Here is a 15,825-nt window from a genome sequence, read left to right as displayed (position 1 = left end):
CTTGTCCCTCGACGTTTCCGATTGGTCACCCCAGGCGCCGCTCCAGCGCCTGGCCACGCCGTGGCTGCAAGAAGCCGGCGTCGACGTGGCGGTGCTGCGCCTGGATGAAATCGACCCGCTGATCAGCGGCAACAAATGGTTCAAGTTGCGCCACCACCTCGACGCTGCTGCGGCGGCTGGCGCGCGCGGGGTCATCAGCCTGGGCGGCGCCCATTCCAATCACTTGCATTCCCTAGCCGCTGCCGGCCAGCGCTTTGGTTTCGCCACGGTCGGTCTGCTGCGCGGCGATGCGCTCGACACGCCCACCGTGCGCGACCTTCAAGCCTGGGGCATGACGCTGCATTGGCTTGGCTACGGCGGCTATCGGCAGAGGCATCAGCCGGACTTCTGGCAACCGTGGCTGGCTCAATACCCCGGCTTCTACCCGATTCCCGAAGGCGGTGGCGGCTTGCCCGGCGCGCTGGGTTGCATGGGCCTGCGCGAGATGGTGCAGGCACAGCTGGCGAATATCGGCTGGGATGACTTCGACGCCTGGTGGCTGGCCGTTGGTACCGGCACCACGCTGGCTGGGCTGGTTCTGGCCGAGCAAGGCCAGCGGCGGGTTTACGGGGCGTCGGCGGTGCCGGCGGGGCACGGTGTGGAGGAAAACCTTCGGCACATCTTCGAGCAGGCTGGTTACACAGGGGACGGGTACGACGTGCTGCAAGCGAGCCGAGCAGGGTTTGCTAAGGTCGATGAAGCGCTAACGGCATTCATCAGCCAGAATGAGCGCGAGGGCCAATTGCCGTTGGAAGCGATTTACACCGGCAAGGCGCTAATGGCGTTGCGCCTGCACGTGGCGGCCGGTAACGTGGCGCGCGGCACTCGCCTGCTGTTCGTCCACACCGGCGGTTTGCAGGGCCGCCGCGCCACGCAAGTGAGCATTGCCCGCCCGTTGCACCAGCCCTTTCATGAGTAGCCGCCTTCCATGAGTGAACCCCTGAACCTTGAGCAACTGCGCAGCCTGACGCCGCTCAACGTGCTGTCGGAACAGCAGTGGCGCGAATTGCGCAGCCAACTGGTGCCGCAGCCGATGCTGGCCGGGCAGCTATTGTTCAGGGCGGGCGACCAGGCGCGGGTTACGTATTTCCTGCTGGCCGGCGAATTGGTATTGACCGACGCCGACGGTCGCAAGCAGCGCTTGCAGGCTGGTAGCGAAGCCAGTTGTCATCCCGTGTCACCCAACCTGCCGCGCCTGCACGAAGCGCGGGCGCTCACCGACATCAGCATTCTGGTGCTCGACAGCGCGACCCTCACGCGCCTGCTGACCTGGCGCCTGGCGTATCAGGATTTGCTGCTGGAGCTGGGCCAACGCGGCGGCGATGTCGAATGGCTGGAGCGCCTGCTGCAAAACCCGCTGTTCGCCAAAGTGCCGCCGCCGAACGTGCGCGCCATGCTCGACCGCTTGCAGCGCCTGGAACTGAAAGCGGGCAGCACCGTGCTTAGCGAAGGCGAAACCGGTGACTGCTGTTTTTTCCTCAACAGCGGCCGCGCGGAAGTGATGCGCAGCGCCGGCAGTGAAAAACAGGTGCTGGCCGAACTGGAAGAGGGCGCCTGCTTTGGCGAAGAAGCGCTGCTGGCCGACCAGCCGCGCAACGCCACGGTGACCATGCTCGAAGACGGCGTGGTGCTGCGCCTGGACCGCCAGGATTTTTTCGCCCTGCTCAAGGCGCCGATTGTCGACGAGGTGTCGTTCGGCGAAGCGGCGCGGCTGCTATCGGCCGGCGCGCAGTGGCTGGACGTGCGCCTGCAAGAAGAATACGAACGCGGCCACGCCCTGGAATCGCTGAACATGCCGCTGCAACTGCTGCGCTTGAAAGCGCGGCTGCTGGACAAAACCCGCACCTACCTGTGCTACTGCGACAGCGGTACGCGCAGTACCAGCGCGGTGTTTTTGCTCTCGCAGCTGGGGTTTAACGCTTATGCGTTGCGTGACGGGTTGAATGCGTTGCCGGCGGTGTTGCGTGACGGGTTGCTGTGTGAGAGCGGGTCGGGGTATTTGGCGCGGTCGGGGGGGAGGACGGAACGGAGTCGGTAGGGGTGTTTTTGGGTTCGAGATGTGGTCGGGAAGCGAGGTTGCCTGAACGAGCCTGGATTCCGAATCGTCGGACCGCCGCCTTCGCGGGAATGACGGTGCTCTCTACACATAACGCCGACACATCCGAGATTCTGGATCCCCGCGTTCGCGAGGATGACGGTGAGTTGATTAGAGACATCCGTCATTCCCGCGCAGGCGGGAATCCAGAATTTTAAGCCGAGCGGTGATGCCTCGGCGACCGTAAGAACCTAGCAAGAAAGCCCTTCACCCACCCCACTGCGGCCACCCATCCCCCACCAAAAACACCCGCTCAGCCTCCCGCCAATCCCCACTCCCATCCCGCTCAAACCGCACCAACAATTGCGCCTGCGCATCAGCCTCCAGCTCCCCCAACCACTGTCCAAACCGCTCAGCCGTCCACACCGTCCCAGCCTGTTCCCGCGCCGGCGCCAGCCACGTCTGCCGGGGAATCGGCTGCCACAGCCCGGTTCCCTCATGCTCAGCCGCAAACGCGGCCCAATCTTTGCGATGCAGCCAACGCCCACGCAAATGCTCGCTCAGCGCGCCAGCGGGCGGCTGGCTATGGCCAGGCCAGGGGTAAAACAGATAACCCGCCAACCACAGTTGCGGCTGCACATTGGCAATGCCCAGCTCGGCCAGCGCCGCCTGCGCTTGCGGCGTGGCAGACAACGGCAGTTGATGGTCCAGCAAATGGCTGAGCTTGCGCGCCAGGCGGTCTTGGCTGCCGGGGCCGAGCCATTCGTGGGCGTTGCGGCCATCGCCCTGTTGCGGGCCGAGGTAGAGCTTGATGGCCAGTTCCTGGTGGTGCACGCCGTCATCGTCTTGCAGCAGCAAATCCAGCTCACCCAAGGTATGCCCGCCCTCGCGAATCGCCAGGTTGGCGGCCAGCAGTTCCACGCCAGGCGCGGCCATCAGGGCGAATTGCCAGAGGCGTTCGTAATACAAACCCAAACGCCGGATGCTGTGTTGCGCCAGCCACTTGCTGAGCGCAGCAGGGTCGCGGTCGAGTTGTTGCAGCCAGTCGGCCAATCGCTCAGGCGCGGCGGCCCAGGTGCTGGCGGTTAATGGATGACGTTGCCGGCAATGCGCCGGGTCCATGAGTGGCGGCGACAGCAGCACCCAGGCCAGATCGCGCACGGCGGGCTGGTGCAGGTGCTGGGGCAGGGCGGTGAGCGTGGGAAAAAGCGTCATGGTGCGAGCATAGCGGGTCGCTGGGGTGAAGTGCGCCTTGGTTTGGCCCGCCGCTTTCGCCCATAATTGAGCTCACCTCTCTGGATAGAGGGCGTCTTTTTCATTTTCTGCCAGCGTCTGCCAGGAGCCTCATGGAGCAATTTCGCAATATCGGCATCATTGGCCGCTTGGGCAGTTCGCAGGTGCTGGACACCATCCGCCGCCTGAAAAAACTGCTTATCGAGCGCCAGTTGCACGTGATCCTCGAGGACACCATCGCCGAGGTGTTGCCTGGCCATGGCCTGCAAACCTCGTCGCGCAAAAGCCTGGGCGAAGCCTGCGATCTGGTGATTGTGGTCGGCGGTGACGGCAGCATGCTCGGCGCCGCGCGCGCTCTGGCGCAGTTCAATGTGCCGGTGCTGGGCATCAACCGGGGCAGCCTGGGTTTCCTTACCGACATTCGCCCCGACGAGCTGGAAAGCAAAGTGGCCGAAGTGCTCGACGGCCAGTATCTGGTGGAAAACCGCTTCCTGTTGCAAGCCGAAGTGCGCCGTCACGCCGAAGTGATCGGCCAGGGCGATGCGCTCAACGATGTGGTGCTGCACCCCGGCAAGTCGACGCGCATGATCGAGTTCGAGCTGCACATCGATGGCCAGTTCGTGTGCAGCCAGAAGGCCGACGGCCTGATCGTCGCCACGCCCACCGGTTCCACCGCGTACGCCTTGTCGGCAGGCGGTCCGATCATGCATCCCAAGCTGGACGCCATTGTGGTGGTGCCGATGTACCCGCACACCTTGTCCAGCCGCCCGATTGTGGTGGACGGCAACAGCGAGCTGAAAATTGTCGCCTCCAAAGACATGCAGATTTATCCGCAAGTGTCGTGCGACGGTCAGAACCATTTCACCTGCGCCCCAGGCGACACGCTGATTGTCAGCAAGAAGCCGCAGAAACTGCGCCTGATTCATCCGCTGGACCACAACTATTACGAGGTTTGCCGGACCAAGTTGGGGTGGGGCAGTCGCCTCGGGGGCGGTAACGACTGATGGAACTTGATCCGGCGCGCGGGTATGACTTGATTGGTGACGTGCATGGTTGCGCGCACACCTTGGCGCGCCTGCTCGACGGCCTCGGTTATCAACGCCAGGGCGGCGTGTGGCGTCATCCGCGGCGTATGGCGATTTTCCTGGGCGACATCGTCGACCGTGGCCCGCGTATTCGCGAGGCGCTGCACATGGTGCATGACATGGTCGAAGCCGGGCAGGCGCTGTGCATCATGGGTAACCACGAATTCGACGCCCTCGGCTGGAGCACCCCGGCACCGCCCGGCAGCGGCCGCCAGTTCGTCCGCGAGCACACGCCGCGCAACGCCCGCCTGATTACCCAAAGCCTGGCGCAATTCGATGCCTATCCCAACGAGTGGCGCGAATTCCAGCGGTGGTTTTACGAGCTGCCGCTGTTTATCGACGCCGGGCATTTTCGCGTGGTGCATGCCTGCTGGGACGCCGGCCTGATCGACTCGCTGCGCGCTCAGCACCCTGACGGCCGTGTGGATGAAGCTTTTATCCAGGCCTCGGCAGTGCCCGGCAGCTTCGCCAATAAAGTGTTCAGCCGCTTGCTGCGTGGCACCGATATGCGCCTGCCCGATGGCCTGACGCTTACCAGCGGCGACGGCTATACCCGCGCGTTCTTTCGCACCAAGTTCTGGGAAGAAGACCCGCAAACCTACGGCGATATCGTCTTCCAGCCCGACGCTTTGCCCGAAGACGTGGCGCGCACGCCGCTGACCCCGCAAGAAAAAACCCAATTGCTGCGCTACGGCCCAAAAGAGCCGCCATTGTTTGTTGGCCACTACTGGCGCAAAGGCCGGCCAGCGCCGATTCGGCCGAACCTGGCCTGCCTCGATTACAGCGCCGTGCTGTACGGCAAGCTGGTGGCGTATCGCATGGACCAGGAAACCCGCATCGATCCGAATAAATTCGCCTGGGTAGACGTCGAGCGCCCGGAGGTTCCCGTTGAGTGACACGGCATCGAGCAGTAACGCCATGAACCCGGTTGAAGTGTTGCGCCTGCCCGTGAGCGCCAATCTGGCTGGCTTCGTTCAGCTGTTGCAGCGCTTGCAGGTGCCGCATCGGGTCAGCGAAGAGTCGGGCGAGCAGGTGCTGTGGGTGCCGGGCGAGCAGTTGGCGGCGGATGTGCGCGGGTTGTATCAACGGTATCCGGATGGCGATCCTGAGCAGCGTTTGCAGGTGCCCGAGCAGGAAAAGCCGGTGAAGGTCGGGTTTGTGGCGCAGCTGCGGCAGAGCCCGCTGACCACGTTAATGATGGTGCTGACCTTAATCGTCGCAGGCATCACCTTGCTGGGCGACAACTTCGACGCCATCCGCTGGTTGAGCTGGATGGATTTTCACGTGTCCGGCGACTACGCCACGTTCGTGCCCTGGCCTGACACCATGTCCGCCGGCCAATACTGGCGGCTGATCACGCCGATCTTTATTCACTTCGGCATTCTTCATCTGGCCATGAACGGCATGTGGTACTGGGAGCTGGGGCGGCGCATTGAGTCGTACCAAGGCGGTATCGCGTTGCTGGGCCTGACCGTGCTGTTCGGCCTGGCCTCCAACTCCGTGCAGTTCTGGTGGGCCGGGCCTTCGATCTTTGGCGGCCTGTCCGGCGTGCTCTACGGCCTGCTTGGCCACTGTTGGATTTACCAGTTACTGGCCCCAAATCGTGCCTACCACTTACCCAAAGGCGTGGTGGTGATGATGCTGATCTGGCTGGTCATCTGCATGAGCGGCATCACCGAGGTGGCCGGCATTGGCGCCATCGCCAACGGCGCTCATGTCGGCGGTCTGGTTATGGGCTGCCTCACCGGTCTGTTCGGCGGTGCACTGGCGCGCCGTCGTCGTTAAACTGCGACTTTGTTTTTGGAGGCGAATATGTCGTCCTTTGCTGAAATGATTGAAAACATCACCCCGGATATCTACGAAAGCCTGAAGCTGGCCGTGGAAATTGGTAAGTGGTCGGACGGGCGCAAGCTGACCCAGGAACAGAAAGAACTGAGCATGCAGGCCGTCATCGCCTGGGAACTGCAAAACCTGCCGGAAGACCAGCGCACCGGTTACATGGCCGTGCAGGAATGCAGCTCGAAATCGAAAACCGTGCCGAACATTCTGTTTAAGTCGGACGCTATCCATTGAGTGAATTGGGTCGCGGTGCCTTGAGCAAAATGGCCGCCCGCCTGGGCGCGCCGGTGCAGTACGCGTTTCGGTTGGGTGACGACGAAATTCCGGTCAACCCGCTGATCGGCAAGACTGTGCGGTTGGAGTATTTGGGTGCGATTCACTGCAGCCACTGCGGGCGCAAAACCAAAACCAGCTTCAGCCAGGGTTATTGCTACCCGTGCATGACCAAGCTGGCGCAGTGCGACACCTGCATGATGAGCCCCGAGCGTTGCCACCATGAGGCCGGCACCTGCCGCGAGCCGGAATGGGCGGCGCAGTTCTGCATGACCGATCACATCGTTTACCTGGCCAATTCGTCGGGCGTGAAAGTGGGTATTACCCGCGCCACGCAAGTGCCCACCCGCTGGCTCGACCAGGGCGCCAGCCAGGCGCTGCCGATCATGCGGGTCAGCACCCGCCAGCAATCGGGGTTTGTCGAAGACTTGCTGCGCACCCAGGTGGCCGACAAGACCAACTGGCGTGCCCTGCTGAAAAGCCACGCCGCGCCGGTCGAACTCAAAGCCGTACGCGAGCAGATTTTCGCCGCTTGTGCCGAAGGCATGCTCGGCTTGCAACAGCGCTTCGGCTTACAGGCCATTCAGGCGCTGACCGACGTCGAGCCCATCGAGATCACGTATCCGATCGAGGCGTACCCGGCAAAAATAACCAGCTTTAATCTGGATAAAGACCCCATTGCCGAAGGCACGCTACTGGGCATCAAGGGCCAGTACCTGATGTTCGATACCGGCGTCATCAATATCCGCAAATACACGGCCTACCAACTGGCCGTGCATTCCTGAACGTAAGGGCAACTGCCATGCGCACCGAACAACCGAAGATGATTTACCTGAAGGACTATCAGGCGCCGGATTACCTGATCGACGAAACCCATCTGACTTTCGAGTTGTTCGAGGACCACACCCTGGTTCACGCGCAACTGGTGATGCGCCGCAACCCGGTGCGCGGCGAAGGCCTGCCGCAGCTGGTGCTGGATGGTCAGGAGCTGGAGCTGTTGTCCCTCAGCCTCGACGGTAAAACCCTGGAGCCGGGCGATTACCAGCTCAGCGACAGCCACCTGACCCTGCAACCAGGCGGCGAGCGCTTTGTAATCGACAGCAGCGTGCGTATCCACCCGGAAACCAATACCGCGCTGGAAGGTTTGTACAAATCCAGCGGCATGTTCTGCACCCAGTGCGAGGCCGAAGGCTTCCGCAAAATCACCTACTACCTCGACCGCCCGGACGTGATGAGCAAATTCACCACGACCCTCAGCGCCGAACAGCACAAGTACCCGGTGCTGCTTTCCAACGGCAACCCGATTGCCAGCGGCCCGGAGGAGGGCGAGGGCGGCCGCCATTGGGCGACGTGGGAAGACCCGTTTATGAAGCCCGCCTATTTGTTCGCGCTGGTGGCGGGCGATTTGTGGTGCATCGAAGACACCTTCACCACCATGAGCAACCGCGAAGTGGCGCTGCGCATTTATGTCGAGCCGGAAAACATCGACAAATGCCAGCACGCCATGGACAGCCTGAAAAAATCCATGCGCTGGGATGAAGAGGTCTACGGCCGCGAATACGATCTGGATATTTTCATGATCGTCGCCGTCAATGACTTCAACATGGGCGCCATGGAAAACAAGGGCCTGAACATCTTCAACTCCAGTTGCGTGCTGGCCAAAGCCGACACCGCCACCGACGCCGCGCACCAGCGCGTTGAAGGCGTGGTGGCGCACGAGTACTTCCACAACTGGTCTGGCAACCGTGTCACGTGCCGCGACTGGTTCCAGCTGTCGCTTAAAGAAGGCTTCACCGTGTACCGCGACGCCGAGTTCTCGGCCGACATGAATTCGCGCACGGTTAAACGCATTGAAGACGTCGCTTACCTGCGCACCCACCAGTTCGCCGAAGACGCCGGCCCCATGGCTCACGCCGTGCGCCCGGACAGCTTTATCGAGATTTCCAACTTCTACACCCTGACCGTGTACGAAAAGGGCTCGGAAGTGGTGCGCATGCTCCACACCCTGCTGGGCAACGAGGGTTTCCGTAAAGGCAGCGACCTGTACTTCGAGCGCCACGACGGTCAGGCGGTGACCTGCGACGACTTTATCAAGGCCATGGAAGACGCCAACGGCGCCGACTTCACCCAGTTCAAACGCTGGTACAGCCAAGCCGGCACGCCGCGTTTGCAGGTGAGCGAGGCGTATGACGCCAACGCGAAAACCTACACACTGACCTTCCGCCAAAGCTGCCCGCCAACCCCAGGGCAAACCGAGAAGCTGCCGTTCGTGATTCCGGTCGAACTGGGCTTGCTCGGCACCCAGGGCCAGGCGCTAACCTTGAAGCTGCAAGGTGAAAGCGAGGCGCGTGGCGAGTCCACGGTTATTGCGGTGACTGAAGCCGAGCAGAGCTTCACGTTTGTGGACGTGGCCGAGCAGCCGTTGCCCTCGTTGCTGCGCGGCCTGTCGGCGCCGGTGAAGCTGAGCTTCCCGTACAACCGCGACCAACTGATGTTCCTCATGCAACACGACGCCGACGGCTTCAACCGTTGGGAAGCCGGCCAGCAACTGTCGGTGCAAGTGCTGCAAGAGCTGATCGGCCAGCATCAACGCGGCGAAGCGCTGGTGCTGGATCAGCGTCTGATCACTGCGCTGGGCACCGTGCTCAGCGATGCCAGCCTCGATCAGGCCATGGTCGCCGAAATGCTTTCGCTGCCAAGCGAGGCGTACCTCACTGAAATCAGCGAAGTGGCAGACGTCGACGCCATTCACAGCGCCCGTGAATTCGCCCGTCAGCAACTGGCCGAGGCGTTGTTCGAGCCGCTGTGGCAGCGTTATCAGCAGAACCGCGAGGTCTCGCGTAACAGTGAGTACGTGGCGCAAGCCGAGCATTTCGCCCGCCGCAGCCTGCAAAACATCGCGCTCTCATACTTAATGCTGAGTGGCAAACCGCAAGTGCTCACCGCGTGCCTGGAGCAGTACGACGCGTGCGACAACATGACCGAGCGCCTCACCGCGCTGGCCGTGTTGGTCAATTCGCCGTTCGAGGCCGAGAAAGCCAAGGCGTTGGCGGCGTTTGCCGAACACTTCAAAGACAACCCGTTGGTGATGGATCAGTGGTTCAGCGTGCAAGCGGCGAGCGCTCTGCCTGGCGGTTTGGCGCGGGTTAAAGCGCTGATGGAACACCCGGCCTTTACCCTGAAAAACCCCAACAAGGTGCGTGCGCTGATCGGTGCTTTCGCCGGGCAAAACCTGGTCAACTTCCACAGCGCCGATGGCTCGGGCTACCGCTTCCTCGCGGACCTGATCATCACCCTCAACGGCTTCAATCCGCAGATCGCTTCGCGGCAATTGGCGCCGCTGACCCGCTGGCGCAAATACGATGCCGGCCGTCAGGCGCTTATGAAGGCCGAGCTAGAGCGGATTCTCGCCTCTGGCGAGCTGTCTTCCGACGTCTATGAAGTGGTCAGCAAGAGCCTTGCTTAAGATTTGATTCATCCCTTCCCCGAAGAACAGAAAGTGTTACTGGCGAAATGCCGGTAACACTTTTCTGTTACTTACCGAAATAACGCCCCCGCTGCTTATTAGAAAACCCTTAATAGGTTGGGGCTTCGCCCTTGACTCTTTTCTGATTGTGCGGCAAGGAATTTGAGCTGGAACGGCGGCGAGTGGCTATCCGCGCCACATCGTAGGACAAACCGCGCAATAGTTTCCTGAATAGTGCGTGCGTTGGTTAATGAATGATCAGTCACGTCTTGTCTGGCAAACCATAAAACGTTGGCGTCATTAAATTGAATTAAAACGCTTGTTTGGCACCATGGTTGCATTGCTCGACTGTAATTGGCCCCGCAATGGTGCAGACAATGCTCGGGGGTGCGTGCTAGACGCGTTGGAGGGGAATCTTCCAATCAACTAAAAAGACCGCCTCTAAACAGCGGCGTACATGAGCCCGCTTGCTACTAAGCGCGGGCCGATAAGAATAACGATCTGTCCACGGAGTAAAGTCTCGATGGAATTCAAGTCCCGTAGTCCTATGTTGCGTTTCGCGCCGTCCAAGGCAGGCTTTGCCTTCGCCGGTCTTCTGCCGTTGCTGGTGGCTGTTCAAGCCCAGGCCGTGGAATTCAGCTTTGCCGACAATGAAGTCAGCGGTTCCATCGACACCACCGTGTCTTACGGCCAGTTGTGGCGCGTGCAAGGCCAGGACAAGAACAACAACGACATCAACACCAACGACGGCAACCGTAACTTCGATACGGGCCTGGTTTCCGAGGTGTACAAGATCACTTCCGACTTGGAGGCGACCTACAAGAACTACGGTGTGTTCGTTCGCGGTACCGCTTTCTATGACACCCAGATCATGGACAAGCGCACCGACTACAACGACAACAATAATCCGAATCAGCCGAGCCAAAGCTTCCCGGATAACTCCAGCTTCACTTACGAGACGCGCCACAAAGCCGGTCGTGATGCGCAGATTCTCGATGCCTATGTTTATGGCAACTGGGACGTAGCAGATAAGCCGGTGACGGCGCGTTTGGGTAAACAAGTTTTCAACTGGGGTGAAGGTCTGTTCTACCGTGGCGGTGTAAACACCACTAACCCGGTAGACGCTGCAAAATTCCGTCTGCCTGGTTCCGAGTTGAAAGAAGTGTTGGTGCCGGTTGAAGCGCTGAGCTTCAACGTGGGTCTGTCCGACAACCTGTCGATGGAAACCTTCTACCAGTTCAACTGGAAAGAATCGGCCATTGACCCGGTTGGTACTTACTTCTCTGAGACCGACCTGTTTGCTGACGGCGGTAACACCGCGTACTCCAATCAGCCGGCATTGGCCGCCGTCGCTGGTGCGTACAACCAATTGAGCGCGATAAACGCCGGTGGGTTGCAAGGCGGTCGTGGCGTTAGCTCTGATGGCACCATTAAAGTGGCTTCCATTCGCTCGGACTTGAACGCCAAGAACGACGGTCAGTTCGGCGTCGCGTTTCGCTACATTGCCGAAGAGCTGAACTCCACCGAGTTCGGTCTGTACTTCGTTAACTACCACTCTAAAGAGCCGACCATTGCGGCTAACTTGGGCAGCTACGCGGGTCTGGACCTGCAGAGCATTGCTACCAGTATTGTTCAAGGCCAGACCCTGGCAGGTCTGCAAGGCGCAGGCTTTAGCCTGGCGCAAATCCAAACCGTTCTTTCCGGCGGCAGCACCGGTAGTCCTGCTGCGGATGCCGCGATTGGCGGTGCTTTCGCAGCCATCCCCGCGACCGTAGCCACTGGTCTTTCGAACCCGGCCTCGACGCTGTCTCGCGCCACCGGCGGTGTTGCGACTGTCGACGTAGCCAACCAAGTCAACGCCCAACGCGAGTATGGCGAAGACGTGCAAATGTACGGGTTCAGTTTCAACACCACGCTGGGCGATGCTTCCGTATTCGGTGAGCTTGCCTATCGCCCGAACCTGCCAATCGGCATCGCCACTACCAACGACCTGTTGGGTGACCTGCTGTTGCAAGCGCCACGTCTGGCTACGCCAGGCACGTCCGTTAACATTGGTGGCCAGCAAGTGCAGTTGGGTGACGAAATCCACAACTCCGAGCGTGTTGAAGCCTTCAACACCTCGTTGGGCACCATTTATAACTTCGGCCCGGTTGCCAGCTTCGACTCCCTGTTCGGTGTAGCAGAACTGGCTTCCGAGCACCTGCGCGGCAGCGACCTGAAGTACACCGACTACCTCGGCGAAACCCGCTACTACTCCGGCCGCGGCAACACCTCCTACATCAGTGGCGGCGACCGCGACGACCAAGTCAACAAAAACGCCTACGGCTACACCTTGGTGCTTTCGGGTACCTGGAACGACGTATACGCCGGCGTAAACGTTTCCCCGTACGTGGTTTACAAAGACGACTTCGAAGGTAACTCCTACCAGACCGGTAGCTTCATCGAAGGCCGCAAGGCTTACACCCTCGGCGTCAAAGCCAGCTACCTGAACAGCCTGGAAGGCGAACTGGCGTACACCGAGTTCTCCGGTGCCGGCCAGAACAACTCCAGCCGTGACCGCGACAACATCGGCGTCAACGTTAAGTACTCGTTCTAACACCCTCTATATAAGAAGCCGGGCGCCTACGGGCGCTCGGACGATGATTGACCACGGAGAATCAAGATGCTGAAAAAGCACACGCTGATTAGTGCAGCGATCGCACTGGCGTTTACCGCCGGTAGCGCGCTGGCCGCTGTTTCGTCTTCGGAAGCCGCCAAGCTCGGCACTACGCTGACGCCGTTCGGCGCCGAGAAAGCGGGTAACGCGGCAGGCACCATTCCGGCTTGGACTGGCGGTATCACCAAGGCACCGGCTGGCTACAAAACCCCGGGCCAGCACCATGTCGATCCGTTCGCTGACGACAAGCCGCTGTTCACCATCACCAAAGCCAACATGGACCAGTACAAGGCCAACCTGACCCCAGGCCAGATCGCCTTGTTCAACGCCTACCCGACTGACTACCAGTTGCCGGTGTACCCGACCCGTCGCTCCGGCTCCGCGCCGCAGTGGGTCTATGACAACACGCAGAAAAACGCTACCACCGCCAAACTGCTCGATGGCGGCAACGGTTTCGCTGACGCTTACGGCGGCATCCCGTTCCCGATTCCGCAGAACGGCGTCGAAGCGGTGTGGAACCACATTGCTCGTTATCGCGGCACTTACATCGTGCGTCGCGCTTCGGAAGTAGCCGTGCAGCGCAATGGTGATTTCACCTTAGTGACCTCGCAGCAAGAAGCGATGTTCCGTTTCTACGACCCGAAAAGTAACTACTCGAACCTGAACAACATCCTGTTCTACTACCTGTCCTTCACCAAGAGCCCGGCACGCCTGGCTGGCGGCGCGGTACTGGTACACGAGACCCTGGATCAGGTGAAAGAGCCGCGTCAGGCCTGGGGCTACAACGCCGGTCAGCGTCGCGTACGTCGTGCGCCGAACCTGGCATACGACACCCCGATTGCTGCCGCTGACGGCCTGCGTACTGCAGACGACACCGACATGTTCAACGGCTCGCCAGACCGCTACGACTGGAAGCTGATCGGCAAGAAAGAAATCTACATTCCGTACAACAACTACAAAATCAGCAGCCCCGACGTGAAATACGCCGACCTGCTGAAAGTAGGCCACTTGAACCCGGCTTACACCCGTTATGAACTGCACCGTGTGTGGGTAGTTGAAGGCACGCTGAAAGCTGGCGCCCGTCACATCTACTCCAAGCGCGTACTGTTCCTCGACGAGGACAGCTGGCAAGCAGCAGAAGTGGACCAATACGACGGCCGTGGCGAACTGTGGCGCGTGTCGTTGGCGTACCTGAAAAACTTCTACGAACTGCCAACCACCTGGACTGCCCTGGACGTGTTCCACGACCTGCAAGCCCGTCGCTACCACGTACAGAACCTGGACAACGAAGAGCCGACCACCATCGACTTCAGCCAGCCGATTCCAGACGACGGCTACTTCAAGCCGGCTGCTCTGCGTCGTCGCGGTACGCGTTAATAGCGTGATGCTGTAGGAGCGGCTTTAGCCGCGATGCTCTTGAGGTAGAAAAGCATCGCGACTGAAGTCGCTCCCACAGGGTTCGAGGTTGCGAGCTTTTGATGGTGTGGGAGCGGCTTTAGCCGCGATGCTCTTGATGCAAAAAAGCATCGCGACTGAAGTCGCTCCCACAGGGTTCGAGGTTTCGAGCTTTTGATGGTGTGGGAGCGGCTTTAGCCGCGATCTCTTGATGCAAAAAAGCATCGCGACTGAAGTCGCTCCCACAGGGTTCGAGGTTTCGAGCTTTTGATGGTGTAGGAGCGGCTTTAGCCGCGATGCTCTTGACGCAAAAAAGCATCGCGACTGAAGTCGGCTCCCACAGGTTTCGAGGTTTCGAGCTTTTGATGGTGTAGGAGCGGCTTTAGCCGCGATGCTCTCGAGGTAAAAAAGCATCGCGGCTAAAGCCGCTCCCACAGAGTTCAGGGTTCGTTCCTACAAGACCATAGGCAACACAACTCAGGTTGTGTAGTGTTCGGCAAAGGCCGCTACAGTCGTAGCGGCTTTTGTGCATCAGGGGTATCTATTCCGATGCATCAGAGGTGCCTATAACGCGTCAATCACGCGGGTTTGCCTTAACAAAACATAACGTCACGTTGATTGTCAGACCTTTCGAAAGCTGGATAGGATAGGCGGCCTGCAAAAAGGCTGATATCCCATAACAATAAAGGGGAAAGGTGTATGAGTGAGCCCGTCATGCGGCGCACCCAGTCTGGTGAGGCTAAGAAGTTGCGCACACCAGCGTTCCGCTTCCACTCGCCGCTGGCTAACGTGCTTTCGCTGTGTAGTGTGTTGTCCGTTCTGAGTTTTGTTGCACCCTTCAATGTGCACGCGGCGACCGAAGACTCGGCGACCGTCTACTCAATCCCATCCGCCAAAGCTGCAGACTCTCTGTTGCTCGACATCGACAACGCCGGCAAACGCCTGGTCGCTGTGGGTGACCGTGGCCACATTCTGTATTCCGACGATGAAGGCAAAACCTGGGTGCAGGCCAAAGTGCCAACCCGGATGATGCTCACAGCGGTGGCGTTCGGTGACGACAAACACGGTTGGGCGGTTGGTCACGACGCACTGATCCTCGCTACCGAAGACGGTGGCACCACCTGGAACCAACAATTCAGCGACCAGGAACGGGAGGAGGGCGCGCCTTTCCTCGACGTCTGGTTCAAAGATGCTTCCATCGGTTTTGCGGTTGGTGCGTATGGCGCGTTGTTCGCCACCACCGACGGCGGCAAGAACTGGGAAGATGCCGGCGACCGTCTCGACAACCCCGACGGTTACCACATCAATGCCATCACCGAAGTCAAAGGCTCGGGCCTGTTTGCCGTCGGTGAAATGGGCAGCATGTTTAGAAGTGCCGACGACGGCGAAACCTGGGAAACCCTCGAGGGCCCGTATGAAGGTTCGCTGTTTGGTGTGATCGGCACCAATGAGCCCGGCACGCTTCTGGCCTATGGCCTGCGCGGCAACCTGTTCCGCTCCACCGACTTCGGCACCACCTGGACACCCATCAAGGTCAAGTCGCCTCGCGGCAAACTCGACTTCGGTTTGTCTGGCGGCGCACTGCTTAAAGATGGCTCTGTGGTCATCGTCGGGCACGGCGGCAGCGTACTGAAAAGCACCGATAACGGCCTGACCTTCAGCCTGATCAACCGTCCGGATCGCTTGTCCTTGTCCAGCGTTGCAGCTGACGACAAAGGTGATCTGGTGTTGGTCGGTCAAGGTGGCGTCCATGTCACTTCGCCCACCGGTGAAGACGCTAGCCCAAAACAATAAGCCGTGGCTT

General features: G+C 60.2%; 12 protein-coding genes. 11 read left to right on the top strand and 1 reads right to left on the bottom strand.

All coding sequences use genetic code 11. The annotated features are described in order from the left end of the window. The first annotated feature begins 1 nt into the window (after position 1). A complete protein-coding gene (locus ACZZZU_RS05755) occupies positions 2 to 958 on the top strand; it encodes a 1-aminocyclopropane-1-carboxylate deaminase/D-cysteine desulfhydrase (RefSeq protein WP_463550025.1) in 957 nt (318 codons plus the stop codon). Between the two features lie 9 nt (positions 959 to 967). After that, positions 968 to 2,077 (top strand): cyclic nucleotide-binding domain-containing protein, encoded by a 1,110-nt coding sequence (locus ACZZZU_RS05750; RefSeq protein WP_463550024.1) that lies wholly within the window; start codon positions 968 to 970, stop codon positions 2,075 to 2,077. Positions 2,078 to 2,341: 264 nt separating this feature from the next. On the opposite strand, the gene ACZZZU_RS05745 is transcribed toward ACZZZU_RS05750, so the two are convergent. Then, positions 2,342 to 3,289, bottom strand: coding sequence for a DUF1853 family protein (locus ACZZZU_RS05745; RefSeq protein WP_463550023.1), 948 nt, complete (start codon positions 3,287 to 3,289; stop codon positions 2,342 to 2,344). Between the two features lie 131 nt (positions 3,290 to 3,420). Here ACZZZU_RS05745 and ACZZZU_RS05740 point away from each other — a divergent pair, with 131 nt between their 5' ends. The 9 genes from ACZZZU_RS05740 to ACZZZU_RS05700 all read left to right on the top strand — a co-directional run bounded on the left by ACZZZU_RS05740 (position 3,421) and on the right by ACZZZU_RS05700 (position 15,815). After that, positions 3,421 to 4,311, top strand: a complete 891-nt coding sequence (locus tag ACZZZU_RS05740; protein ID WP_122451244.1) for an NAD(+) kinase — start codon at positions 3,421 to 3,423, stop codon at positions 4,309 to 4,311. Further along, entirely contained in the window at positions 4,311 to 5,288 is a 978-nt protein-coding gene (locus ACZZZU_RS05735; RefSeq protein WP_463550022.1) for a metallophosphoesterase, read from the top strand. The genes ACZZZU_RS05740 and ACZZZU_RS05735 overlap by 1 nt, the downstream gene beginning before the upstream one ends. Before the next feature lie 22 nt (positions 5,289 to 5,310). Then, positions 5,311 to 6,177 carry a rhomboid family intramembrane serine protease gene (locus ACZZZU_RS05730; protein ID WP_463552109.1) on the top strand — a complete coding sequence of 289 codons (867 nt, stop codon included), beginning with the start codon at positions 5,311 to 5,313 and terminating at the stop codon, positions 6,175 to 6,177. Between the two features lie 27 nt (positions 6,178 to 6,204). Beyond that, entirely contained in the window at positions 6,205 to 6,465 is a 261-nt protein-coding gene (locus ACZZZU_RS05725; protein WP_122451247.1) for a DUF1315 family protein, read from the top strand. Then, positions 6,462 to 7,289, top strand: coding sequence for a DUF2797 domain-containing protein (locus ACZZZU_RS05720; protein ID WP_122497246.1), 828 nt, complete (start codon positions 6,462 to 6,464; stop codon positions 7,287 to 7,289). Before ACZZZU_RS05725 ends, ACZZZU_RS05720 begins: the two co-directional genes overlap by 4 nt. Before the next feature lie 17 nt (positions 7,290 to 7,306). Further along, positions 7,307 to 9,970, top strand: a complete 2,664-nt coding sequence (gene pepN, locus ACZZZU_RS05715) for an aminopeptidase N (RefSeq protein WP_463550021.1) — start codon at positions 7,307 to 7,309, stop codon at positions 9,968 to 9,970. A 523-nt stretch (positions 9,971 to 10,493) separates the two neighbouring features. Continuing rightward, on the top strand, positions 10,494 to 12,566 hold the full coding sequence (locus tag ACZZZU_RS05710; RefSeq protein WP_463550020.1) for a DUF1302 domain-containing protein: 2,073 nt from the start codon (positions 10,494 to 10,496) through the stop codon (positions 12,564 to 12,566). Positions 12,567 to 12,632: 66 nt separating this feature from the next. Then, complete coding sequence (locus ACZZZU_RS05705; protein ID WP_463541819.1) at positions 12,633 to 14,003, top strand: DUF1329 domain-containing protein; 1,371 nt, start codon at positions 12,633 to 12,635, stop codon at positions 14,001 to 14,003. A 717-nt stretch (positions 14,004 to 14,720) separates the two neighbouring features. Continuing rightward, on the top strand, positions 14,721 to 15,815 hold the full coding sequence (locus ACZZZU_RS05700; protein ID WP_463550019.1) for a WD40/YVTN/BNR-like repeat-containing protein: 1,095 nt from the start codon (positions 14,721 to 14,723) through the stop codon (positions 15,813 to 15,815). Positions 15,816 to 15,825: the final 10 nt, after the last annotated feature.

The organism is Pseudomonas sp. AC136 (assembly GCF_979258585.1).
This window is presented reverse-complemented; position numbering and strand designations above follow the sequence as displayed.